A 26,371-nucleotide genomic window follows, 5' to 3' on the forward strand; every position below is an offset into this window, starting at 1 on the left:
CGGCGGTTATGCGAACGACCGCAGCTCCGTCGCCGTTACCGGGCGCGTTTGAGGACCGCGAGTACTGGGTTTTCCCGTACATGGCGCCGCATGCGCACGAAACGCCGATCTCCAATGGCCTGACTGTGGCGTAGACCACTCGTTGAAAACTTTTTGGATGACTTAGTGCCTTTTTAGGCAAAAGCCAGTTTGTTCTTCCTGATTTCCAGTTATCGTCGTATCGGCTAAGCCGATAAGCATGACCGGGGGACATGTACACGACCTCTTTGGTTGTGACCTAGTTAACGGGCGGTTCCCTTGTCGTACGTAATTGCATCGCCGGATGTGCTGTCAGCGGCAGCGTCGGACCTCTCCGGTCTCGGGGCCACCCTGGAGCGGGCAAACGCCGTCGCAGCGGCTTCCACCACCGAGCTGGTGGCCGCGGCGCAGGACGAGGTGTCCGCCGCCATCGCGGCCCTGTTCGGCAACCATGGGCAGGCCTATCAGAGCATCAGCACGCAGGCCGCCGCATTCCACAGCCGCTTCCTGCAGAGCTTGTCTGCGGGCGCGGGAGCCTATTCTGCGGCCGAGGCCGTCAACGCGGCACCGCTGGCGGGGCTGGAGCAGGCGGTGCTCGGGGTGATCAACGCCCCCACGCAGGCACTCCTGGGGCGTCCATTAATCGGTGATGGGGCAAACGGCAGCACACCCGGGGCGGCCGGCGGAGCCGGTGGCCTGCTCTACGGCAACGGCGGTGCCGGTGCGGCGGGAGCAACCGGGCAGGCCGGCGGTACCGGCGGCAGTGCCGGACTGATCGGCAACGGCGGCGTCGGCGGTGCCGGCGGTTCCTCGGCAACCGGCAATGGCGGCGCCGGGGGGGCCGGCGGGGCCGGCGGGTGGCTGTACGGCAGCGGCGGTGCCGGCGGGGCAGGCGGCGCAAACCTCAACGGTATGGGGACCGGCGGCGCCGGCGGTGCGGGCGGCCGGGCCTGGTTCATCGGCGCCGGTGGGAGCGGCGCGGCCGGCGGTGCGGGTGCCAACGGTGGCGCGGGCGCATCCGGTGGCCACGGCGGCTACCTGTACGGCGACGGCGGCACGGGCGGGGCCGGCGGCGCCAACACCAGTCCCACCGGCTTCGGGGGAGCCGGCGGCCGTGGCGGTGACGCCTACCTGCTCAGCTCGGGTGGCGCCGGCGGATCCGGCGGCGCCGGACCGTCTGTCGGCGGCCAGGCCGGCCTCGGCGGCCACGGTGGTCACGGTGGCCTGTTCGCCGGTTCCGGTGGTGCCGGCGGCGGCGGCGGTACCGGCACGAGCGGGGGCAGCGGCGGCGCGGGTGGCGACGCCGGGTGGCTGTCCGGCGGCACCGGCGGTGCGGGTGGCGCCGGCGGTATCGGCCAGAGCGGCAACGGCGGCCTGGGTGGCGCCGGCGGCTCGGGCGGGTTCTATGGGACCGGTGGAGCGGGCGGCACTGGCGGAGGAGGTGCCGCGGCCGGCGGCACAGGCGGACTGGGCGGCAACGCCGGCTGGCTGTTGGGCACCGGCGGTACCGGCGGCAGCGGCGGATCCAGTGGCTTGGGCAACCTTGGCGGTAACGGGGGCGCCGGCGGCAACGGCGGCTGGTTGTACGGCAATGGTGGTGTCGGCGGTAACGGCGCCAACGGCGGAGCGGGAACGACCGGCGTCAACGGCGGCCACGGTGGCCACGGCGGTGCCGGCGGTAGGGGCGGTCTGCTGTTCAGCGACGGCGGAAACGGCGGCAACGGCGGCGTAGGCGGTAAGGGCGGTACCGGTACGCAAGGCGCCAACGGCGCCGACGGGACCTATCCCAGCGGCAACGGCGCCGACGGCGGCGATGGCGGCGCGGGCGCTATCGGTGGCAATGGCGGCAATGGCGGCGCCGCGGGCCGCGGCGGCCTGCTGTTCGGCGAGTCCGGTATCACCGGCCGCGGCGGGGCGGGCGGCGATGGGGGCACCGGCGGGATCGCCGGTAACGGCGGCAACGGTGCGGCAGGCAGCGCGACCAGCCCCCACGGCGGCAACGGGGGCAACGGAGGCAACAACAACGGCGTCGGTGGCGCGGGTGGCACCGGTGGCTCCGGATCGGTCACCGGCGCGCATGGCAAGAGTGGCAGCACCGTCACCGGTGCGGGTGGCAACGGCGGCAACGGCGGAGCGGGCTACGACGCATCCCTGGGTGCAGTCGCCGGCGCCAGTGGCGGCAACGGCGGCAACGGCGGTAGCGGGGGCAACTACGGCAACGGTGGCGCCGGCGGGGCCGGCGGTAACGCCGCGGCGGGCCAGGCAGGCAGCAGCGGCGGCAACTTCGGCGACAGCGGCACCAATGGCCTGGCCGGTGGATCCGGCGGTCGCGGTGGCGCCGGCGGCAACGGTGGCTCGATCTCCGGTAACAGCGGGGCGGGCGGCGCCGGCGGTGTCGGTGGCGACGGCGGCGCCGGTGGTGCCGGAATAGACGGTAAGTCCGGCACCACCGCGGGCGAGGCCGGTCAGGCCGGCGGTAACGGCGGCGACGGCGGTGCCGGCGGTAGCGGTGGCGCGGGCGGCAAGGCGGGCACGGTGCTGGGCAAGGGCGCCGCGGGCGCCGCGGGAGCCGGCGGAGCAGGCGGTGACGGCGGCGCGGCCGGTCGGCCCGGCGACGGTGGTGTGGGCGCGGGCGGCGATGTCAACCACGTCGACGGCGCGGCAGGGGGCAAGGGCGGCAACGCCGGCGCCGCGGGAGCCGGCGGCGACGGCGGAGCTAATGGAAGCGGCACCGGCGCGGGCGCCAAGGGCAGCAATGGCGCAGCAGTGGTCGGTCCGGCAGGTAATGGCGGCGACGGTGGCGCGGGATACGGCGCCACCGTGGCCGGCACCAACGGCGGTAGTGGCGGCGCCGGTGGTGACGGCGGCAACATCGGCAACGGCGGGAACGGCGGCAGCGGCGGCAACGGTGCGGCCGGGTCGGCCGGCAAGGACGGACTCAACCCCGGCGAATCGGGCGAAAACGGAATCGCGGGCGGAAAGGGCGGCGACGGCGGAGCCGGTGGTGCCGCGGGCGGTGCCGGCACCCACGGCGGTAACGGCGGTGCCGGTGGCCAGGGCGGCGGCGGCGGCCAGGGCGGCAGCGGCCAGAACGGTGAGAGCGGCGCGCTGACCAGCGGTGACGGCGGTGCCGGCAAGGCCGGTGGCAATGCCGGTAGCGGCGGTGCCGGCGGCGATGGCGGCAAGGGTGGCGCCGCGGGCGGAACCGGCCTGGGCGGTGCAGCCGGAACGGCCGGTAGCGGCGGCGCGGCCGGTAGCGGTGGCGACGCCGGGCTGGCCGGCAAGGGCGGCAGCGGCGCGGCGGGCGCAGCGGGCACCGCCGCCACCAACGGCAACGGTTTCGCCGGCGGTGACGGCGGCGCCGGTGGCCACGGCGCCGACGGCGGCAAGGGTGGTGTCGGCGGTCAGGCCGGTGCGGGCGCCGGCGGCAGCGCGGGAGCCAACGGAAACGGTGGCGCGGCCAGCAGTGGCGGCGCCGGCGGGGCGGCCGGCGCCGGCGGTGCCGGACTGTCCGGGGCCAACGGCGTGGCCGGGACCGACTTCGGCGCCGGCCAAAACGGCGGTGACGGCGGGGCCGGCGGCACCGGCGGTGCCGGCGGCACCGGCGGCACCGGCGGTCAGGCCGGTGGTTCCGGGGCGACGGCGGGCGCCGACGGCACCGGCGGCACCGGCGGCGCGGGCGGCAACGCCGGCACCGCCGGTAATGGTGGCCGCGGCGCCGACGGCATCAGCGGGGCCCTCGACGGCGGCGCCGGCGGCAAGGGCGGCAACGCCGGGGCGGTCGGCCAAGGCGGCACCGGCGGTAGCGGGCCGGCCGGCAACGGCCTGGCCGGTCAGGACGGGGCCGGGGCCAATGGTGGGCGCGGTGGTGATGGCGGTCATGGTCTGGCCGGTGGCGTGGGTAAAGACGGTGGCAACGCTGGAGACAGTGGTGGGGCCGGTGGGGATGGCGGTAAGGGCGGCGCCGGTGGTGCCGGGGGCACGGCCAGCGGCACCGCGACCGTCGGCGGCGACGGCGGGGCCGGGGGTCGGGGCGGGGCCGGCGGCCAGGGCGGCAGCGGCCGCGACGGCGACATCGGGGTGGCCGGGGTCGACCAGTACGGCACTGGTGTCAGCGGCGGCCAAGACGGCGGTAACGCCGGGGCCGGCGGCAGGGGTGGAGACGGCGGCGCGGGCGGTAACGCCGGCGCCGGACCCACCGCGGGCAAAGCCGGCAGCGGCGGGGACGCCGGGGCCGGCGGCAACGCCGGGCTGGCCGGCAAGGGCGGCCGCGGGGCCGGCGGCGCGGCCGGAGTGGCCGGAGTCGACCAGTACGGCACCGGTATCGGCGGCGGGCAGGCCGGCGGGGCCGGTGGTGACGGCGGCAACGGCGCCAACGGCGGCGCCGGCGGGGCCGCAGGCCAGGCGGGTATCGGCGGGGGCGGCCAGAACGGGGCCTTCGGCACCGGCGGCAACGCCAGCAGTGGCGGCGCCGGCGGCGCGGCCGGTCACGGTGGCGCCGGGGCGCAAGGCGCCGCCGGTATCGCCGGGGTCAACAACGGCGCCGGGACCGCCGGCGGTGACGGCGGCGCCGGCGGCCGCGGCGGCAACGGCGGCAGCGGCGGCACAGCCGGCCTCGACGGCAACGGCGCCACCACCGCCACCAGCGGCAGCGGCGGCGCCGGTGGAACCGGCGGCAACGCCGGCACCGCCGGTGCCGGTGGCCGCGGCGCCGACGGCATCAGCGGGGCCATCGACGGCGGCGCCGGCGGTAAGGGCGGCAACGCCGGGGCGGTCGGCCAAGGCGGCACCGGCGGCACCGGACCGGCCGGTAGCGGCGCCAACGGTGTGAACGGGCTGGGCGCCAACGGCGGGCGCGGCGGTGACGGCGGCCACGGTCTGGCCGGGGCCCCCGGCGCCAACGGGGTCAATGCGGCCAGCCCGAACGGCACCAACGGTGACGTCGGCGGCAAGGGCGGGGCCGGCGGGGACGGCGGCACCGCCAGCGGCACCACCACCACCGGCGGCGACGGCGGCACCGGCGGCAAGGGCGGGGCCGGCGGCAAGGGCGGCTCTGGCATCGACGGCGGCAACGCAGTGCCCACCAACGGCGTCGGCGGTTCCGGTCAGGCCGGCGGCAACGCCGGTAACGGCGGCGCCGGCGGCGACGGCGGCGCGGGCGGTAACGCCGGCGCCGGACCCACCGCGGGCAAAGCCGGCAGCGGCGGCGCGGCCGGTAGCGGTGGCGACGCCGGGCTGGCCGGCAAGGGCGGCAGCGGCGCGGCGGGCGCAGCGGGCACCGCCGCCACCAACGGCAACGGTTTCGCCGGCGGTGACGGCGGCGCCGGTGGCCACGGCGCCGACGGCGGCAAGGGTGGTGTCGGCGGTCAGGCCGGTGCGGGCGCCGGCGGCAGCGCGGGAGCCAACGGAAACGGTGGCGCGGCCAGCAGTGGCGGCGCCGGCGGGGCGGCCGGCGCCGGCGGTGCCGGACTGTCCGGGGCCAACGGCGTGGCCGGGACCGACTTCGGCGCCGGCCAAAACGGCGGTGACGGCGGGGCCGGCGGCACCGGCGGTGCCGGCGGCACCGGCGGCACCGGCGGTCAGGCCGGTGGTTCCGGGGCGACGGCGGGCGCCGACGGCACCGGCGGCACCGGCGGCGCGGGCGGCAACGCCGGCACCGCCGGTAATGGTGGCCGCGGCGCCGACGGCATCAGCGGGGCCCTCGACGGCGGCGCCGGCGGCAAGGGCGGCAACGCCGGGGCGGTCGGCCAAGGCGGCACCGGCGGTAGCGGGCCGGCCGGCAACGGCGCCAGCGGCGCCAACGGACTCGGCGCCAACGGCGGCCACGGCGGCGCCGGTGGAAACGGCGCAGCCGGCTCGATCGGCGACAATGGCTTCAATTCAGCTTCTCCCAACGGCACCACGGGCGGCGTCGGCGGTAAGGGTGGCGCTGGCGGGCAAGGCGGTACGGCCAGCGGCACCGGCACTACCGGCGGCGACGGCGGGGCCGGCGGCAGGGGCGGGGCCGGCGGCCGGGGCGGTTCCGGCATCGACGGCGGTGCCGGGGTGGCCGGGGTCGACCAGTACGGCACTGGCGTGGGAGCGGGCCAGAACGGCGGCAACGCCGGAGCCGGCGGGGCCGGCGGTGATGGTGGGGCCGGCGGCAAGGCGGGCGTCGGCTCGATCGCGGGCAAGGCCGGCAATGGTGGTAACGCCGGATCCGGTGGTGCGGCCGGCACCGCGGGTAAGGGCGGCGGGGGCGCCTCGGGCGCCAATGGCGTGTCCGGAACCGACCAGTACGGCACCGGCATCGGCGGCGGCCAGGCCGGGGGCAACGGCGGCGTCGGCGGTAACGGGGCCGACGGCGGCAACGGCGGCGCCGGTGGCGCCGCAGGCACCGGCGGTTTGACCCCGGCCACCAAGGGCCTCGACGGCAGCGGCGGCAACGCCAGTAACGGCGGCAGCGGCGGCAACGGTGGCGCCGGCGGCGCGGGTGCGCTCGGTGTGTCCGGATCCAACAGCGGCGCCGGCGGTAGCGGCGCCGGCGGCGGTAACGGTGGAAACGGCGGCAGCGGCGGCAACGGTGGCACGGGTGTGACCGTCGGCAATGCCGGCAGTGCCGGCAACGGCGGCAACAGCGGCGCCGGAGGAAATGGCGGCAATGGTGCCGACGGCACCATCAACAACCCCAACGGCGGTGCCGGCGGCAACGGCGGCAACCGCGGTGTGGCGGGCACGAAGGGCAGCGTCGGCACCGGCTCGGGCACCCCGGGCACCGGCAGCAACGGCATCGCCCCCACCACCGGCGGCAACGGCGGCAACGGCGGCACCGGCTTCACCTCCACCCTCGCCGGCGCCAACGGCGGCGCGGGCGGTAACGGCGGCGCCGGCGGCAACGTCGGCAACGGCGGTAACGGCGGCGCGGGCGGCAACGGCGTGGCCGGTGATGCGGGCAGCAACGGCGTCAATTTCGGCGACAGCGGTGGGACCGGGAAGGCCGGCGGATCCGGCGGAGCCGGCGGCGCCGGCGGCAAGGGCGGCTCCATCTCGGGCTCCGGCGGGCTCGGTGGCAACGGTGGCGCCGGTGCAAACGGTGGCGCCGGCGGAATCGGCGTCAACGGGGCTGCCGGCACAGCGGGCGACAATCCCTACACCACCGGCATCGGTGGCGGCCAGGCCGGCGGCAACGGCGGGGCCGGCGGCAACGGCGGTAGTGGCGGCAACGGCGGCCAAGGCGGCAAGTCGGCGCTGGGCGTCCAGGCGGCCAGCGGCACCGGCGGCAACGCCGGCAGCGGCGGCAACGGCGGCACGGGCGGTATCGGCGGCGCCGGCGCGGCCGGGGTGGCGGGTACGAACAGTGGCGCCGGCGGCAATGGCGCGGCCGGCGGCAACGGCGGTAACGGCGGCAGCGGCGGCAACGGCGGCACCGGATCCAGCACCGGCGCCAAGGGTGCCGGCGGCAACGGCGGCAACAGCGGTGCCGGCGGCAACGGCGGCAGCGGGGCCGACGGTATCTCCGGCAACCCCAACGGCGGCGCCGGCGGCAACGGCGGCAACCGCGGCACCGCAGGCACCGGCGGCAGCGCGGGCACCGGTACCGGCGCGGCAACCGCCGGCAGCAACGGCACCGCGCCCACCAGCGGCGGCAACGGCGGCAACGGCGGCCGCGGCTTCACCTCGACGGTCACGGGTGCCAACGGGGGTGCCGGCGGCAACGGCGGTGCCGGCGGCAACGTCGGTAACGGTGGTGCCGGCGGCAACGGCGGCGCCGGTGTGGCCGGTCTGGCAGGTACCAACACCGGCAACTCGGGCAGCAGCGGCAGCGCGGGTCAGGCCGGCGGGACGGGTGGTGCCGGCGGGACCGGTGGCAACGGCGGCTCCATCTCCGGCTCCGGTGGAATCGGTGGCAACGGCGGCGCCGGCGCAAACGGCGGCGCCGGAGGAATCGGCCTCAACGGCGCCGTGGGCGTCTCCGGCCAGAACCTCTACAGCACCGGTACCGGTGGCGGCCAGGCCGGCGGCAGCGGCGGGATCGGCGGCAACGGCGGCGGCGGCGGCAACGGCGGCCAAGGCGGCAAAGCGGCAGCAGGACTCGGCGCCCAGGCGGCCAACGGCGTCGGCGGGTCGGCAGGCAGCGGCGGCAGCGGTGGTGCCGGGGGCATTGGTGGCGCCGGCGCGGCCGGTGTGGCCGGAATCAACAGTGGCGCCGGCGGGAACGGCGCGGCCGGCGGTGCCGGCGGCAACGGCGGTGCCGGCGGCAACGGCGGCACCGGATCGAGCACCGGCGCCAAGGGCGGCGGGGGCAACGGCGGCAACAGCGGCGCCGGCGGCAATGGCGGTTACGGCGCCGACGGCAATTCCGCCAACCCCAACGGCGGCACCGGCGGCAACGGCGGTAACCGCGGCACCGCAGGCACCGGCGGCAGCGCGGGCACCGGTACCGGCGCGGCAACCGCCGGCAGTAACGGCACCGCGCCCACCAGCGGCGGCAACGGCGGGAACGGCGGCAACGGCTTCACCTCCACCGTCACCGGTGCCAACGGCGGCAACGGCGGCAACGGCGGCGCCGGCGGCAACGTCGGCAACGGCGGTGTAGGCGGAAACGGCGGCAACGGCGTGGCCGGCTTAGCCGGGACCAGCGGAGTCAACCTCGGCGACAGTGGCAACCCCGGTCAAGCCGGCGGTTCGGGCGGATCCGGCGGTACCGGGGGTAACGGCGGCTCGATCTCCGGCACCGCGGGTGTCGGCGGCAACGGCGGTGCCGGGGGTAGCGGCGGCAACGGGGGTACCGGGCTCAACGGCGCCGACGGCAAGGGTGGCCTCAACCCCTACACCACCGGTGTCGGTGGCGGTCAGGCCGGCGGCAACGGCGGAGCCGGCGGCAACGGCGGCAACGGCGGCAACGGCGGGGCCGGCGGCAAGACCGCCGGCGGCACCGGAACCCAAGCCGCCAGCGGCACCGGCGGCAACGCCGGCAACGGCGGCAACGGTGGCACGGGCGGCATCGGCGGGTCCGGTGTGAACGGCGTCGTCGGCACCAACAACGGTGCCGGCGGCAACGGTGCGAACGGCGGCAACGGCGGTGGCGGCGGCAACGGCGGCAACGGCGGCAGCGGTTTGACCACCGGCGCTGCCGGCAGTGCCGGCAACGGCGGCAACAGTGGCGCCGGCGGCAACGGCGGTAACGGTGCCGACGGCACCGCCGCCAACCCCGACGGTGGCGCCGGCGGCAACGGCGGCAACCGCGGCGTCGCCGGCACCCGGGGTGCCGTAGGCACCGGTTCGGGTACCCCCGGCACCGGCAGCAACGGCACCGCCCCCATTAGCGGCGGCAACGGCGGCAACGGGGGCACCGGATACAGCGCCACCCTCGACGGTGGCAACGGCGGCGACGGCGGGACCGGCGGTAACGGCGGCAACGTCGGTAACGGCGGCCGGGGCGGTGACGGCGGCTACGGGCTGGCCGGCATCGACGGCGAAGACGGCACCAACTTCGGCAGCAGCGGCGGCGACGGGACAGCCGGCGGTAGCGGCGGCGACGGTGGCAACGGCGGCAACGGCGGGTCGATCGCCGGTAACGGCGGTGCCGGCGGCAAGGGCGGCAACGCCGGTGACGGCGGTAGCGGCGGGGCCGGCGTGACCGGTGGCGCCGGAGTGGCCGGACAGAACCCCTACGGCAACGGCGACGGTGCCGGCCAGAACGGCGGCAACGGCGGCAACGGCGCGGCCGGCGGCAACGGCGGCAACGGCGGCCTCGGCGGCCTCTCGGCGCACGGCACCAAGGGCACCACCGGAACGGGCGGCAATGCTGGCAACGGCGGCGCGGCCGGAACCCCCGGCGACGGCGGCAACGGGGCAGACGGCAACGCCGTCTACACCACCGGCGGCGCCGGCGGTAAGGGCGGTAACCCCGGCACAGCAGGTGCAGGCGGCACCCGTGGCATCGGCTCCACCAACGGCAATGCCGGCAACGACGGCGCTGCGGTCAGCGTCCCGTCCGGCAACGGCGGCAACGGCGGCGCGGGATTCACCTCGACCGCGGCCGGCGCCAACGGCGGTGACGGTGGAGCCGGCGGGGCCGGCGGCTCGATCGGCAACGGCGGCCGGGGCGGCGACGGCGGCAACGGTGTCGCCGGCGACGCCGGAAACGCCGGAGTCAGCTCCGGCGACAACGGTGACACCGGTCAGGCCGGCGGTTACGGCGGCAAGGGCGGCGCGGGTGGCGCCGGCGGCGTGAACGGCGGTGACGGCGGGGCTGGCGGCAAGGGCGGTGCCGGAGCCGACGGCGGCAAGGGTGGTGCCGGGGTGACCGGTGCCAACGGCATCTCCGGCGTCGACCTGTACGACAACGGAGCCGGTGGCGGCCAGAACGGCGGCAACGGCGGCACGGGCGGCGCCGGCGGCAAGGGCGGCGCGGGTGGCCAGGGCGGTAGCGCGGGGCCCTACGGCGCCCAGGGCGTCGGCGGCGACGGCGGCAACGCCGGTAACGGCGGCGCGGCCGGTACCCCGGGCAACGGCGGCAACGGCGCGGCCGGTATCGCCGGCAGCATCACCGGTGGCGCAGGCGGTAAGGGCGGCAACCCGGGTGGCGTGGGCGCCGGCGGCATCGGCGGCGCCGCCGGCCAGGGCTTCGTCGACGGCAATCCGGGCGCCAACGGCGTTTCGGGCGCAGCAGTGACCGGCCCGGCCGGCAACGGCGGCAGCGGCGGCGTCGGCTACAGCGCCACCACACTCGGCGCCGCCGGTGGAGACGGCGGCAAGGGCGGCGCCGGCGGCTCGGTCGGTAACGGCGGCAACGGCGGTTCCGGCGGTAACGGAGCGGACGGCAAGGCGGGCGACAACACCGGCAACACCGGCAACAGCGGCACCAACGGTCAGGCCGGCGGCGCCGGCGGCAAGGGTGGCGACGGCGGCGCCGGCGGCTCGATTTCGGGCAACAGCGGCAACGGCGGCGCCGGCGGCAGGGGCGGCAACGGCGGCAACGGCGGCAACGGCCTCAACGGAGCCGACGGCGTCACCAACACCGACGCCTACGGCACCGGAATAGGCGGCGCACAGAACGGCGGCACCGGCGGCAACGGTGGGCAGGGCGGCGGCGGCGGCGCCGGCGGCAATGCCGGCACCGTCACCAAGGGCACCGTCGGGACGGGCGGCAACGGCGGACAGGGCGGCAACGGCGGCAACGGCGGCACCCAGGGCAACGGCGGCAACGGCGCCAACGGCACCGTTGCCAACCCCGACGGTGGTGACGGCGGCACGGGCGGCAACCCGGGCACGGGCGCCGGCGGCGGGCTCGGCGGCGCGGGCGGCACCGGGTCTGTCAACGGCACCAAGGGTGGCAACGGCACCGCCGGCAGCACCCCCACCAATGTCTCCGGCAACGGCGGCCGCGGCGGCGACGGCTACAACGCCACCGTGCCGGGCGCGGACGGCGGCAAGGGCGGCAAGGGTGGCGACGGCGGCCTGTACGGCGACGGCGGCGACGGCGGCTACGGCGGCAATGGGGCGGCGGGCAAGACCGGCAATAACGGAGCCACGCCTGGTGCTAACGGAGCCGACGGCCAGAACGGCGGTAAGGGTGGCGACGGTGGCGCCGGCGGCAAGAGCGGCACGCTCAACGGCCGCGGCGGCGACGGCGGCAACGCCGGTTACGGCGCGGACGGCGGCGCCGGCGGCAACGGCGCCGCTGACCCGACTGGAATCGGCCCCAACGCCGGCAAGGGCGGCAACGGCGGCAACGGCGGCAACGGCGGTGTCTCCGGGCAGGGCGGCGCCGGCGGTGACGGCTTCAACGGCGGCGGCAACGGGGGCAACGGCGCCGACCCGGGCAAGGGTGGCAGCGGCGGCACCGGTGCCGCGGGCCTGAACGGCGCGGGCACCGACGGCACGTCAGGCAGCACCCCCACGACCCCGACCGGCAACGGCGGCGACGGCGGTGACGCCTTCGGCGTCCCGGGTGCCGGCCAGACCGGCTACGCCGGCGGCAGCGGTGGTAACGCGGGTGCCTATGGCAACGGCGGCGACGGCGGCGACGGCTTCACCGGCGGCAAGGGCGTGACCGGGGCCACTCCGGGCACCGCCGGCGCCAACGGCCTGACCGGTGGCACGGGCGGCACCGGCGGGGCCGGCGGCAAGGGCGGCGACGGCGGCACCATCGCCGGCGACAGCGGCAGCGGCGGCAACGGCGGCATCGGCGGCCAGGGCGGCACCGGTGGTGCCGGGCAGACCGGCGCCTACCCGACCAATTCCGGCGCCGGCGGCAACGGCGGCCAGGGCGGTATCGGCGGCAAGGGCGGTCAGGGCGGCGACGCGGGCGCAGTCTTCAACGGCACCAAGGGCGCCGGCGGCAACGGCGGCAACGGCGGCGACGCCGGCCTCGGCGGCAACGGCGGCACCGGCGCGGCCGGCACCTCCGGCAACACCACCGGCGGCAAGGGCGGCAACGGCGGCAACCCCGGCGCCAGCGGCGGCGCCGGCGGCGACGGCGGCAAGGGTTCACCCGACGGCGCCAACGGCATCGCGGGCACCATTCCCACCACCATCGCCGGCAACGGCGGCGCCGGCGGCGCCGGCTTCAGCCCCACCACAGCCGGCGTGACCGGCGGTAACGGCGGCACCGGCGGCGACGGCGGCCAGTACGGCAACGGTGGCGTCGGCGGCGCCGGCGGCAACGGCGCCAACGGCGCGACCGGCACGGCCGGAACCATCGGTACCCCCAACGGCGGCACCGGCGGTACCGGCGGCGACGGTGGCAGCGGCGGCGTCGGCGGCAAGGGCGGCTCCAGCGCCGGCGTCAGCGGTGCGGGCGGCGTCGGCGGCAAGGGCGGCAACGGCGGAATCGGCGGCGATGGCTACAACGCGACGGTGGCCGGTGCCAACGGCGGCAACGCCGGAAGTGGCGGAACCGGCGGCAAGGGCGGAACCGGAGGCAATGCCGGAGCGGTCGGCGGCGCCGGCACCACGGGTGCGGGTGGCAACGGAGGCGGCGGCGGCAACGCCGGGCTCGGCGGCAACGGCGGCAGCGGCGCGGCGGGCAGCGCCGGCACTCCCAACGGCGGCAAGGGTGGCGACGGCGGCAACGCGGGCACCATCGGCCTCGGCGGCACCGGTGGCATCGGCACCGGTGGCGGCACGGCCGGGGCCAACGGCAGCCTGCCCACCAGCCCGTCCGGCAACGGCGGCAACGGCGGGGCCGGCTTCAACGCCACCACCGCGGGAGTCAGCGGCGGCGACGGCGGCGCAGGCGGCAGCGGCGGCAACTACGGCAACGGCGGCCACGGCGGCGACGGCGGCGACGGCGTCGCCGGCAAAGCCGGAATCAACGGCAAGGCCTTCGGCGCCGGCGGTACCGACGGTCAGGCCGGCGGATCGGGCGGCAAGGGCGGCGCCGGCGGCAACAGCGGCACCGTTCTCGGCAGCGCCGGTAACGGCGGCAACGGCGGCAACGCCGGCAACGGCGGCAACGGCGGCAACGGTGTGATCGGCAAGTACGGCACCGCCGGGATCAACAGCGGTGCCGCCCAGGCCGGCGGCAACGGCGGCAACGGCGGCAACGGCGGCAGCGGCGGCAACGGCGGCAGCGCAGGGCTGCTGCAGAACGGTTCCGGCAGCGCCGGCACCACGGGGACCGGTGGCAACGCCGGCAGCGGCGGCAACGCCGGAACCCCGGCCAACGGGGGCGCGGGCGCGACCGGCACCGCCACGTTCCGCGACGGCGGCGCCGGAGGCAACGGCGGCAACGCCGGGACCGCCGGCAAGGCCGGCACCATCGGCACCGGTTCGACCAACGGAACGCCCGGCACCAACGGCCAGGGCGTGACCGGGCCGGTGGGCAACGGTGGCCAGGGCGGCGCCGGCTACAACGCGCTCACCGCCGGCAGCAGTGGCGGCAACGGCGGCGCGGGCGGCGACGGCGGCAACCTCGGTAACGGCGGCAACGGCGGCAACGGCGGCAACGGTGTGTCCGCCACCGTCGCGGGCACCAACGGCACCAATCCGGGCGCCGCCGGCACCGACGGCCGGTCCGGCGGCTCCGGTGGCAACGGCGGCGCCGGCGGCAAGGGCGGCGTCGACTTCGGCAACGGCGGCAACGGCGGCAGCGGCGGCAACGGCGGCAACGCCACCAAGGGCGGCAACGGCGTCAACGGCTCGGCCGGCATCGCCGACGTCAATGCCTACGGCACCGGCATCGGCGGCGGCCAGAACGGCGGCAACGGCGGGGCGGGCGGCACCGGCGGCTCCGGCGGCAACGGTGGGGCCGGCGGCACTGCGCAGAGCGGCACCGCGGGCATCGGCGGCAACGGCGGCAATGCCGGCAATGGTGCCGCGGGTGGCACCCCCGGCATCGGCGGCAACGGTGCCAACGGCACCCTGACCAACCCCGACGGCGGCAACGGCGGCAACGGCGGGACCGCGTCGATCGGCAAGGCCGGCACGGCCGGAACCGGCGGTAAGGGCTCCGTCGACGGCCTCAATGGCCTCAACGGCACCGATGGTCCGGCGTTCAGCGGCGCGGTCGGCAACGGCGGCAAGGGCGGGGCGGGCTTCAACCCCACGGTCGCGGGCGCCAACGGCGGCAGCGGCGGCAACGGCGGCAGCGGGGGCACCTACGGCAACGGCGGCGACGGCGGCGCCGGCGGCAACGGTGTGGCCGGCACCCCGGGCGGCAGCGGCGGACCCGGCGTCACCGGTACCAACGGCCAGGCCGGCGGATCCGGCGGCAACGGCGGCAACGGCGGCGCCGGTGGCACGATCTCCGGCAACAGCGGCAACGGCGGCAACGGCGGCGCCGGTGCAAACGGCGGAAACGCAGGCAACGGCGGCAACGGCGGCAACGGCGTCGCCAACAGCGACCCCTACACCACCGGCACCGGAGCCGGCCAGAACGGCGGCAACGGCGGCAACGGCGGCAACGGCGGCGCCGGCGGCAACGCCGGGCTCGCCGGGGCGGTCACCAGCGGCGCCAAGGGCACCGACGGCCTCAGCGGGTCGGGCGGCAACGGCGGCAACGCCGGAACCCCCGGCAACGGCGGCGCCGGTGCCGACGCCACCAACACCACCAACCCCAACGGCGGCAACGGCGGCAACGGCGGCAACGCCGGAACCAAGGGCACCAGCGGCCTGGCCGGTACCGGGTCCGGCGGGACCAACGGCGCCGACGGCGCCGCGGTCGTCGCCCCGGCCGGCAACGGCGGCAAGGGTGGCGCGGGCTTCAGCAACACCACCGCCGGCGGTAACGGCGGTGCCGGCGGCAACGGCGGCAATGGCGGCAACATCGGCAACGGCGGCGACGGCGGCAACGGCGGCGCGGGGCGGGCCGGAACCAACGGCGGCAACGCCTCCGGCACCGGCAACAACGGAGGCACCGGCAACCCCGGCGGCAGCGGCGGCGCCGGCGGCAAGGGCGGCAACGGCGGATCGACCTCCGGCAACGCCGGCAACGGCGGGGCGGGCGGCGCCGGCGGCAACGGCGGCAACGGCGGTTCCGGCACATCGGGTGCCGCCGGCGTAGCCAACAGCAACAGCTACACCAACGGCATCGGTGGCGGCCAGAACGGTGGCAACGGCGGCAACGGCGGCGCCGGCGGCACCGGCGGCAACGGGGGAGCCGCGGGCACGGTGCTCGGCTCCGGTAACGCCGGCAGCATCGGCACGGCCGGCAACGGCGGCAACGGCGGCAACGCCGGTACGCCGGGCAACGGTGGCATCGGCGCCGACGCGACCAACGCCACCAACCCCAACGGTGGCCTCGGCGGCAACGGCGGCAACGCCGGCACGGCCGGCACCGGCGGCAAGGCAGGCACCGGCTCCGGAGCCGCGACCAACGGCGCCAACGGGGCCTCGGTCACCGGCCCGGTCGGCAACGGCGGCAACGGCGGCAACGGCTGGAACTCCACCACGGCGGGCGTCAACGGCGGCAACGGCGGCAACGGCGGCAACGGCGGTTCGGTCGGCAACGGCGGTAAGGGCGGCAGCGGCGGCAACGGTGCCATCGGCACGCCGGGCGGCGACGGCGCCCTGGCCGGCAGCGACGGCGGCACGGGCGGCACCGGCAGCTCCGGCGGTCTGGGCGGCAACGGCGGCCTGGGCGGCTCGATCTCCGGAAACGGCGGCGCCGGCGGTAATGGCGGCACCGGCGGCACCGGCGGCCTGGGCGGCAACGGCGCTGCCGGCGACGCCACCTTCGCCGTCAACGACGGCGCCGGCGGCAAGGGCGGCAACGGCGGCATCGGCGGAGCAGGCGGGGCCGCGGGCAAGGGCGGGAACGCCCTCGGCGCGGGTGACGGCGGCACTGGCGGGACGGGCGGCGCCGGAGGCACCGGCGGTGCACCCGGCACCGGCGGTAACGGCGCTACCGGCACCTTGAGCCACCCAGACGGCGGCAACGGCGGTGACAGCGGTACCGGCGGCAAGGGCGGCGGCGGCGGCGCCGGCGGGATCGGCGGCAGCGGTGGGGCCACGTCCGGCAACGGCGGCAACGGCGGCAGCGGCGGTAAGGGCGGCAATGGCGGCAGCGCCCTTGCCCTCCAAACCGGCGGCGTCGGCGGAAACGCCGCCCCGGGAACCAACGGCAACGGTGGCAACGGCGGCAAGGGCCCCAGTGGGGGCCAGGGCGGTGACGGCGGCGCCTTCGGCACCGGCGGGTTGGCTCCGGCCGGTATCCCCGGCGGCAACGGTTCGTTGGGGCTGTCCGGCAGCGGCGGTACCGCCGGCAGCGGCGGCGCCGGCGGTCAGGGCGACGGCACCGGCAACAACGGCAGCCAGGGTGGTCCGGGCGACCCGGGCACCCCGTAGGGACGGCCCGGCGGGTCTCTAGAACTGCAGCGCGCGCAAGCGCCAGTCCAGCACCTGCCGGTCCGGCACGTCGACGGTGTCGCTGACCGCGTACACCAGCGATCGCAGCCCCAGCACTCCCCCGTTGGCGGTGCTCTGCGCGGACTCCACGTGCAGCTCGCTGAACAAGGTGTCGCCCTCGTACACCGGGCCGGTGTGGTCACAGGATTCCCATCCCAGCACCGTGGCCAGGTTCGGCAGCAGCCGGTTGGCCTGCGCGAACGCCAGCCCGATGGTGTGCCCGCCATACACCAGCCGCTGTCCGCCCACCCGCGAATCATGATGTGTGGCGGCGATGTTGAGGGTGAGGCGGGCGAGCTCGGGGGCACTGCTCACCACATCGCCGGTGCTGTGCAGCACGGCGCCTTCCAGGCCGGAGTCGAAGTGCGGACCGGGCACCTTGCGGCGGAATGCCGCGGCATCCCAACCCTCGGTGGGATCCACGGCCGGCGGCGTCGCACTGAAAACGGACAGGTCGTCACCGGGATCGGCTTCCGCCGCCCACTGGGGGCCGGCCGGAAGCATCGCGCAGCGGTAGAAGTCGAGCACCAACCGGTCGGCCTGGTCGATCGTCGTCATGCGCAGCGCCGCCATCCCGGTGGCAGCCCGGCCGGGCCTGGCCGTATTGGCACGCAGCCCCACGACTTCGGTGCGGGTGTAGAGGGTGTCGCCGATCACCGGGAACCGGTGAAAGGTCAACCCCCGGTAGAACAGGTTGGCTTTGACCCGCTGCGTCGCCGGCGTCGACTGTCCGATCGCCACATCGCACACCAGGCCCGGGTGCGCCAGGGTGGCCGGTGCGCCCGTCACGGCGGCGCACAGATCGGCGTCCAGGGCCAACCGCAGCCGGTCGCCGATGATGGCCTGGTGGGCGGCGGCCAGCCCCGGCGACAGGGTGAGGGCGGGCGCCCAGTCGAACACCTGCCCTACGACGAGGTCGTCGAAGAAGGGCCCGCCCGCACGCACCGCCGTATACCCGTCCGTCACGAAATGACAGCCTGGCAGGCTGTCTCAGCGAGGGTCAACACGCGCCTCGCCGAGAGTGAATATGACGACGCGACACGCCGGTTGGACGTCGCCACGTTCACCCTCGGCCGACAACGGGGAGGAACCGGTGAGCACTGAACTCAACGACGACGAAGCGATGCTGGTGGCCACCGTGCGAGCGTTCATCGACCGCGACGTGCGGCCCACCGTGCGCGACGTCGAGCACGCAAACACCTACCCCGAAGCCTGGATCGAGCAGATGAAGCGCATCGGCATCTACGGCCTGGCCATCGGCGAGGAGTACGGCGGCTCACCGGTATCGATGCCCTGCTACGTGCAGGTGACCCAGGAACTCGCGCGCGGCTGGATGAGTCTGGCCGGTGCGATGGGCGGGCACACCGTCGTCGCCAAGCTGCTGAGCTTGTTCGGCACCGCCGAGCAGCGGCGAAAGTACCTTCCGCCCATGGCGACTGGTGAACTGCGCGCAACGATGGCGCTCACCGAACCCGGTGGCGGCAGCGACCTGCAGAACATGACCACCACCGCGCTGGCGGCTGCGGCGAGCCCGGATACGTTGGTGGTCAACGGTTCCAAGACGTGGATCAGCAACGCGCGCCGCTCCGGGCTGATCGCTCTGCTGGCCAAGACCGACCCGAACGCCACACCGCGGCACAAGGGCATCTCGGTGTTGCTGGTCGAGCACGGGCCGGGGCTGACGGTGTCGCGCGACCTGCCCAAGTTGGGTTACAAAGGCGTCGAGTCCTGCGAGCTTTCGTTCGACGACTTCCGGACCCCGGCCTCGGCCGTGTTGGGCGGCGTTGCGGGCGAGGGCTTTTCGCAGATGATGAAAGGCCTGGAGACGGGCCGGATCCAGGTGGCGGCACGGGCGCTGGGCGTGGCGACCGCGGCGCTGGAAGATGCGCTGGCATACGCCCAGCAACGTGAGAGCTTCGGCAAGCCGATCTGGCAGCATCAGGCGGTGGGCAACTACTTGGCCGACATGGCAACGAAACTCACCGCCGCCCGACAGCTCACCCGTTACGCAGCGCAGCGTTACGACAGCGGCGAACGCTGCGACATGGAGGCCGGCATGGCCAAGTTGTTCGCCTCGGAGGTGGCTATGGAGATCGCGCTGAACGCGGTGCGGATCCACGGCGGCTACGGCTACTCCACCGAATACGACGTCGAACGATATTTCCGTGACGCTCCGCTGATGATCGTCGGCGAGGGCACCAACGAGATCCAGCGCAACGTCATCGCCGCTCAACTGGTGTCCCGCGGCGGGATCTGACCGCTTCACACTGCCCGGCGAGCACCGCGTGCGCTATATTTGCGTGACTTATCCGCCGCGAGGCACCAGCAAAGTGGCGACCCAAGGGAAGGCAGCGGCCATGAGTTATCCGTCGGACCCCTACGGCGCCAACCCGGGTTGGCAGGGACAGCCGCCGCCGGGCTACGGAGTCCCGCCCGCCTACGGGGGACAGCCCGAGCCGGACAACTACCTGGTGTGGGCGATCCTGAGCACCGTGTTGTGCTGTCTCCCGGCCGGCATCGTGTCGATCGTCTACTCCACCAAGGTCTCCGGGTTGTGGGCGCAGGGCCGCTACGGCGAAGCGCAGGAGGCGTCGCGTAACGCGAAGAAGTGGGCGATCATCAGCGCCATCGTCGGCGCGATCGTGATCGTGGTGTCGATCATCCTCTACATCGTGCTGATCGCGGTGGCCGTCTCGAACGCGCCGTCGACCACCTACACCACGTATTCCGGTTACTGAGCAAAGCCGATCTCGTCCACCAGCCCCCACGCCAGCGCTTTCTCGGCGTCGATGGTACGACCGGACAGCACCAGATAGGCAGTGCGCCAACGCCCGATGCGCCGCGTCACGCTGACCGTGCCGCCCGCGCCGGGGATCAAACCCAGGCCCAGCTCGGGCAGGCCGAACACGGCGTCGGGCGCGGCCTCCACCCACCCGCAGAACGCGGCCATTTCCAGCCCGCTGCCCAGCACCTGGCCGTGCACCTGCGCCCGGCAGGACCGCCCCAGTCGCGCGGTGAGCTCGTCGAGCACCAGAGCCGGGCTGTGCCGGGTGCGGGCCAGGTGGGCGGCGGCCGGGTCGGCGAAGGTGCCGAACTCGGCGAGGTCGCCGCCGCTGCAGAACGACGGTCCGTTGCCGCTCAACACGATTGCGGTCACCGACGAGTCCAGCTGCGCAACGGACAGCGCCTCGAGCAACGCCGAACGAGTATAGGTGCAGAAGGCGTTGTGCCGGCCCGGACGGTTGAACGTGATCCGGAGCGTGTCGCCATCTCGTTGCAGCACAACGGGATCGGGACTCTCAAGGCGGCGGACCGGTCCGCGTGCGGCCAGCCAGCGGGCGAACTCCGGGCCGGCCTGCAACGTCGAGTAGGCCAGCGATTCGGTGACCACGCCGGCCGGCGTGGCGCCGCCCGGAGCCACCCAACGCAGCACGTCGTCACAGACCGCACTGGCGTGTGGCCACTGACGGCAACGCCGCGCCAGTTCGGCCACGGCCTGCGGGACGGAGTCGACGGTGATCACCCGGCGATCGGCACTCGGCTGCTCGCTGAGGGTGAAAGTCGCCGTTTCCAGCCAGTACTCACCGTGTGGGTTGCCGAACGCGACGATCACTCCCGGCGGCACATCCACATCGGGATCGGGCGCACCGGTCAGGTCGACCACCCGCAGGTTCACACCGAATACTTCTCGATCAGCTCGTTCTTGTAGAGCTTGCCGGTGTCGGTACGCGGCAGCTGGGTCTCGAAAGCGATCGCGCGCGGACACTTGAAATGCGCCAGACGTTCGCGCAACCAACCCGAGAGCTCGTCGGCGAATGCGTCGGTGGCGTCGGCCGGGTCGACGGTTTGCACCACGGCCATCACCTGCTGTCCCATCTCGTCGTCGGGAACGCCGAATACGGCCGCGTCCAACACTTTTGGATGGGTGACCAGTAGGTTCTCGGCCTCCTGCGGATAGATGTTCACCCCGCCGGAGATGATCATATGATGGCGGCGGTCGGTGAGGTAGAGGTAGCCCTCCTCGTCCAGAAAGCCGATGTCCCCGACGGTCATCCAGCCGTGCGCGTCGCGTGCGGCAGCGGTTTTCGACGGATCGTTGAGGTATTCGAAGGAGTACCCGCCCTCGAAGTAGATCTCGCCCGGGTGGCCCGGCGGCAACTCCCTGCCGTCCTCGTCCAGGATGTGCACCGCGCCCGCCATCGGTTTGCCCACCGATCCGGGATGCGCCAGCCAGTCGTCGGCGGTGATCAGTGTCGAACCGATCGCCTCCGAGGACGCGTAGTACTCGTCGACGATCGGACCCCACCACTCGATCATCTGCTTCTTGATGAGCACCGGGCAGGGCGCGGCGGCATGCATGACCCGCTTGAGACTGCTCAGGTCGTATGAATTACGCACGGCCTCAGGAAGTTTGAGCATTCGCACGAACATGGCCGGCACGAACTGGCCGTGGGTCACCCGGTAGCGCTGGATCGCGTCCAACGTCCCCTCCGGATCGAACTTCTCCATCACCACGGTGGTGAGACCGGCCGCCTGCACTGTCAGCGACCACACCGACGGCGCTGTGTGATAAAGCGGCGCCGGGCTCAGGTACACCGTGTCGGGATCCATCCAGAAGTCGACCAGCGCCGACATCATGCCCGGGGCTTCTTCCGGTGGGACGTGCGGCAATTCGCGTTTGATGCCCTTCGGGCGCCCGGTGGTGCCCGACGAGTACTGCAACAGATCGCCTTCGATCTCGTCGGCGATCGGTGTATCCGGTTGATCTGCAACGCATTCCGGGTAGCGCTGCCAGCCGTCCAGGTCGGCGTCGGCGAGCAGCAGCAGTGCGGGGAGGCCCCCCGCTAGCTGGCCGGCAAGCTGTGCGCAGAGCCCGCGCCGCGCCGCGGAGCCCACGATCGCCCTGGCGTTGCTGTTGTCGATGATGTAGGCCGCCTCGGCCGCGGTCAGATGGGTATTGATCGGCACGTAGTACAGGCCGGCCCGCCGCGCCGCCCACATCACCGCGTGCATGTGCTCGTTGTTCTCCATCAGGATCGCCACCGCGTCGCCCTCGCGCAGCCCCGCCTGCCGGAAGTGGTGCGCCAGCCGGTTGGCGCGCGCCTCGAGTTCGCCGAAGGTCACCACGGTGCCCGACGGGTACAGGATCACGGCAGGCTTGTCGGGATGGGCCTGTGCGTGCGGACGAATCTGCATGGGCCGACTGTACGTCGGAGACGGCCGCGCCGATCAAGGTCCGGCCGCGATGACGATATGCGGGCCGAAACGGACAAATCGGGCATTCCCGACGGTACGATTGCGCTCTCTGTCTACCCGGTTCGGGCCGTGGAGACCGGGAGTGAAGCGCGATCATCAACAGCCGAGTGACTTCGCGGAGTTCTGACGTGACGATTCTTCTTGTCAATCCTCCCGGCGCCCGCGAGGGCGGGCGATCTTTCGTCAGCGCAGTCAAACTCGGCGATCCGCGGCAGTATTGCTCCCTGCCCATGGAGCACCTCGGGCTGATGTCGATCAAGGCCTACGCGGCGGCGCACGGGATCGACATCAGCACTGTCGACGGCTTGGTCGCCGGCCACGCGTCCGTGGCGGAGACGTGGCTGGCCATGCAGAGTTGCGCTCGTTCCTCGGGCCCACCGCGGCTGGTCGGTTTCTCGTGCATCGATACCTTCGCAGAGGTGTTGTGGTTGGCGCAGCGCACGCGGGAAGCCTGGGACGGCGTGCACATCGTCATCGGGAATGTGATCGCCACACTCAACTACGAGCGCATCCTGCGCCAGCATGACTGCTTCGACTTCGTCATCGTGGGAGACGCCGAGGCCGCCTTCACCAAATTGGCCGCGGCTGTGGCCAATGATGCCGCGGTTGACGACATCCCCGGCCTGGCCCGCCGCGATGAGATGGGACGGGTCGTGTGTTCACCCTCCGTCTTGACCGACCTCAACGAGCTGCCCCGGCCGGCGCGCGACGAATTGCCCACCGTCCTTGCCGACGGCTTCTCGGCCGCCCTGTTCACCACCCGCGGATGCCCGTACCGCTGTACTTTCTGCGGAACCGGGGCCGCATCGGCGATGTTCGGCAAGGACAGCTACCGAGCGAAGTCGGTCGACTCGGTCGTTGACGAGATCGAATACCTGATAGCGGACTTCGGCATCGAGTTCGCCTGCATCACCGACGACCTGTTCGTCTCGAAGCACCCCGGTTCGCAACAACGCGCCGCGGACTTCGCCAACGCAATCGTCAGCCGTGGCATCGAGATCAAGTTCATGGTGGATATCCGGCTGGACTCGGTTGTCGATCTGGACCTGTTCAAGCACCTGCACACCGCGGGCCTGCGCAGGGTGTTCATCGGCCTGGAGACGGGGTCCTACGATCAGCTGCGCGCTTACCGCAAGCAGATCCTCACTCGGGGTCAGGATCCCGCCGAGACGATTCGATCGCTGCAGGCACTGGGCATCCAGGTCATTCCGGGGACCATCATGTTCCACCCGACTGTGCAGCCCGACGAGTTGCGCGAGACGGCACGCCTGCTTCGGGCGACAAACTATGCGATGCCCCGAAAGTTGATGAGCCGGATTACCCCGTATCCGGGAACGCCGCTGTACCAGACGTATTCGGCAGCGGGCTATCTCACCGCCGAATGGCCGCTGGGCGAATGGGAATTCGTCGATCCGGAAGCGTCGCGTGCCTACGCCGACATCGTCGCCCATATCGAGTCCGACACCCCGCCCAGCTACGACGGGGCTGAGGCATACTTCTTTTCGCGGCTCGACGCCTGGGACGATGTCCTCGCCGACCGAGCTGAAATTGCCGACCGAGCTGAATTTGGTGTCGCACCGGGCACGCCGGCCGTGGGGGTCACGTCGAGGACGCCGTCTTGACCCACGGGATGGTGCTGGGCAAGTTCATGCCGCCCCACGCGGGACACGTCTATCTTTGCGAGTTCGCCCGGCAGTGGGTGAATGACCTGACCATCGTCGTCGGGTCGATGGCCGCAGAGCCGATTCCGGGCACCCAGCGCGTCGCGTGGATGCAGGAGCTCTTCCCCTTCGATCGCGTGGTCCACCTCGCCAACGAGAATCCGCAGCGTCCGGACGAGCACCCGGACTTCTGGCACATCTGGAAGGCGAGCCTGGAGCGAGTGCTGCCGAAGCGCCCCGACTTCGTGTTCGGGGCCGACTCCTACAACGCGGACTTCGCCGAGCTCCTGGGAGCGCGTTTCGTCGCGGTCGATCACGGTCGCACCGTCGTTCCGGTGAGCGCCACGGATATCCGGGCGGACCCGTTTGCCCACTGGCACCACATCCCACGTTGCGTGCGGCCCGCATTCGTCAGACGTGTGAGCATCATCGGGCCCGCATCCACCGGGAAGACCACCCTCGCGCGGACGCTCGCCGAGAGGCTTGGCACCAAGTGTGTGCCGGCGCGGGCCGAGACCCTACGAGAACTCAACCGGGGAGCGGGGGTGGGACCGGACTGGACCGAGATCGTGCGCGGACAGATCGCTTCGGAAGAAGCCCTGGCGCGCGACGCCGACCGCATTCTGATCTGCGACACCGACCCCCTGGTGACGACCGTGTGGGCCGAGCACCTGCTGGGCAGCTGCCCACCAGAACTCACCGATCTGGCCTGGCGCCCTTACGATCTCACGCTACTCACCGCACCCGATCCGCCGTCGGAAACCGACCGCGTGCCCGGTCCGCCCGGCGACAGCGGCTCCTTTTTCGCGCGCTGCGAGCGGGCGCTGCGCGCCGCGGGACGCACGTTCGTGGTGGTCAGCGGCAGCCTGGAGCAGCGGGTCGCGACGGCGTTGCGCGCCGTCGAACAACTTGGCTCAGGTGCCCGGCGTCGTTGAGGTGAATTCCCTGGGCTCAGCCGCGCAGCGGCGCGCGCAGCGTCGGCCACACGTACCGGCGGTTCACCAACAGGGCCCCGAGTGCCACCACCGCGTACACCCCGCTCAGCACCATCCGGGCCTCGGTCGAGGCCAGGGGGAACTGCACTGCGAACAGCGCCAGCAACGCCCATGCCGTGAAGCGGTGGAAGCGCAGCGCCAGGACCAAAGCCACACCCATCAGCGTCTGGCTCGCGGTCAGCAGCATCTCCTCGACCTGCCTGCCGTCCAACACCAGCGCAGTGCCGCCGCCGCCGGCCAGGTGGGCGATCGGCAGCGAGCCCATCAGCAGCGTCCACTGGTTGACCTTGGAAGAGATCAACGTCGCAATCGCCGCGGTCCCCTTGCCCCGGGCGGCGAAGAGGATCGCGATGACGAACTCCGGCGCTTCCGACGCCAGCGGCGCCAGCCATTGCACCAGCAGGAAACGGTCGATCCCGAGCCGGCCCCCGGCATCGATCAGGCTCTCCGCAAAGGGCTGGGCGCAGACCAGCACCACCGCGGCGGCCGCCGCGAACAAAGCGATGACGGCCGCCCGGCGTGCGCGGTCCGGCAGCGACCCCAGCGCCGCGGCGGTGCCGATCAGCTCGGGCTGCTCCACGACGCCGCGGCTGAGCCGGTAGAGATAAAAGCCGAACCAGGCGAGCAGCGCGACACCCAGCGTGACATGGATGCGTCCCGTGGCCGGCACGACGAACGCAACAACGCCCGCCACCAGCAGGAACCCGAGCTCCACCCGGTTGCCGCGCTCGAGGCGCAGCGCTGTCGCCGGGCCAGCCATCCGGCGGGCCACCCACAGCGCCACCAGCACCACCACCGGCCAGCCCAGCCCCATCAGCAGGCGGTTGGACCCGGTCATGTTCGCCGCTGCGTACTGGGTGTAGTCGGCGTGGGAGCCGGACCGGTAGGCGTAGTAGAGGTCGACGGCGTACTCCGGCAGCACCGCGATCAGGGCCAGCACCGCGATGGCCAGACCGCCGGACACGTCGAGCTGCGCCGCCTCGGCCGCCCAGGCCAACAGGAAACTTGCGGCGACCACGGCCGCACCGTAGATCACCAACGAGAGCACCGGCGTCGGATGCAGCCCGGCACACCGCACGACCAGGGCCGGCGCGATGAAGATCAACGTGGTGAGCAGCGAACGCACCAGCGCGTCCGCGGGTGTCCGGGTCCGACGGCGTTCGGCGATCAGAGCCATCTCGCGTCCTTCGGTTCCTGCGATCCGGGGCTTCGGCGACGGCGAGACCTCGGACCGACTTTTGGTCGGCCGAAGGTCTCGCTCGCCGGGATCTCCCCGGTGGATGACCGGGCGACCGAAATCGCCAGTATGTCGATCATCCGCAGTCACCGGCTGCGCGCCGACGATCTGGAACTACTCCCCTTCGCTGCTACCGAGACTAACTGCGCTTCTGCACCAATAGCAACTTAGCGGAGCTACGAATTCGGACTTATTGCCGACTGATATTAGCTGGCAAATGGGCCAAAACCGATAGTTCGGCAAGGCGAAAGAACGGATTAGGCAAAGCTCTTCTTGGCGCGGGGCGACCGGTGTAGAAACCTTCGGAATGCCGTTCGCGCATCCGTTACGTACCATCAACTCCGCTCGAGGATCCTAGGGCTCGATCGCCT

Annotated in this window: 9 protein-coding genes; 5 read left to right on the forward strand and 4 right to left on the reverse strand. The window is 74.0% G+C overall.

Annotated elements, in window-relative coordinates:
• Nucleotides 1-297 precede the first annotated feature (297 nt).
• Nucleotides 298-16,791, forward strand: coding sequence for a PE family protein (locus AC5Y7D_RS25400; RefSeq protein ID WP_499928585.1), 16,494 nt, complete (start codon nt 298-300; stop codon nt 16,789-16,791).
• Nucleotides 16,792-16,809: 18 nt separating this feature from the next.
• On the opposite strand, the gene AC5Y7D_RS25405 is transcribed toward AC5Y7D_RS25400, so the two are convergent.
• Nucleotides 16,810-17,817 carry a MaoC family dehydratase gene (locus tag AC5Y7D_RS25405; RefSeq protein ID WP_499928586.1) on the reverse strand — a complete coding sequence of 336 codons (1,008 nt, stop codon included), beginning with the start codon at nt 17,815-17,817 and terminating at the stop codon, nt 16,810-16,812.
• 157 nt (nt 17,818-17,974) lie between these two features.
• On the opposite strand from AC5Y7D_RS25405, the gene AC5Y7D_RS25410 reads away from it, so the two are divergent.
• Nucleotides 17,975-19,108, forward strand: coding sequence for an acyl-CoA dehydrogenase family protein (locus tag AC5Y7D_RS25410; protein ID WP_499928609.1), 1,134 nt, complete (start codon nt 17,975-17,977; stop codon nt 19,106-19,108).
• Nucleotides 19,109-19,208: 100 nt separating this feature from the next.
• A complete protein-coding gene (locus AC5Y7D_RS25415; protein WP_499928587.1) occupies nt 19,209-19,589 on the forward strand; it encodes a CD225/dispanin family protein in 381 nt (126 codons plus the stop codon).
• On the opposite strand, the gene AC5Y7D_RS25420 is transcribed toward AC5Y7D_RS25415, so the two are convergent.
• Both AC5Y7D_RS25420 and fadD4 read right to left on the reverse strand, forming a co-directional pair.
• Complete coding sequence (locus AC5Y7D_RS25420) at nt 19,583-20,521, reverse strand: enoyl-CoA hydratase/isomerase family protein (protein WP_499928610.1); 939 nt, start codon at nt 20,519-20,521, stop codon at nt 19,583-19,585. The two genes, AC5Y7D_RS25415 and AC5Y7D_RS25420, sit on opposite strands and share 7 nt — an antisense overlap.
• A 2-nt stretch (nt 20,522-20,523) precedes the next feature.
• Nucleotides 20,524-22,047 carry a fatty-acid--CoA ligase FadD4 gene (fadD4, locus tag AC5Y7D_RS25425; protein WP_499928588.1) on the reverse strand — a complete coding sequence of 508 codons (1,524 nt, stop codon included), beginning with the start codon at nt 22,045-22,047 and terminating at the stop codon, nt 20,524-20,526.
• Between the two features lie 188 nt (nt 22,048-22,235).
• Here fadD4 and AC5Y7D_RS25430 point away from each other — a divergent pair, with 188 nt between their 5' ends.
• Nucleotides 22,236-23,729, forward strand: a complete 1,494-nt coding sequence (locus AC5Y7D_RS25430) for a B12-binding domain-containing radical SAM protein (protein WP_499928589.1) — start codon at nt 22,236-22,238, stop codon at nt 23,727-23,729.
• The gene (locus tag AC5Y7D_RS25435) at nt 23,726-24,703 is read left to right on the forward strand and encodes a nicotinamide-nucleotide adenylyltransferase (protein WP_499928590.1); all 978 of its coding nucleotides are present in this window, start codon (nt 23,726-23,728) and stop codon (nt 24,701-24,703) included. The genes AC5Y7D_RS25430 and AC5Y7D_RS25435 overlap by 4 nt, the downstream gene beginning before the upstream one ends.
• 16 nt (nt 24,704-24,719) lie before the next feature.
• Here AC5Y7D_RS25435 and AC5Y7D_RS25440 read toward each other — a convergent pair whose 3' ends face one another.
• Entirely contained in the window at nt 24,720-25,940 is a 1,221-nt protein-coding gene (locus tag AC5Y7D_RS25440; protein WP_499928591.1) for a calcium:cation antiporter family protein, read from the reverse strand.
• Between the last annotated feature and the right edge of the window lie 431 nt (nt 25,941-26,371).

It is taken from the genome of Mycobacterium sp. NGS49 (assembly GCF_059812565.1).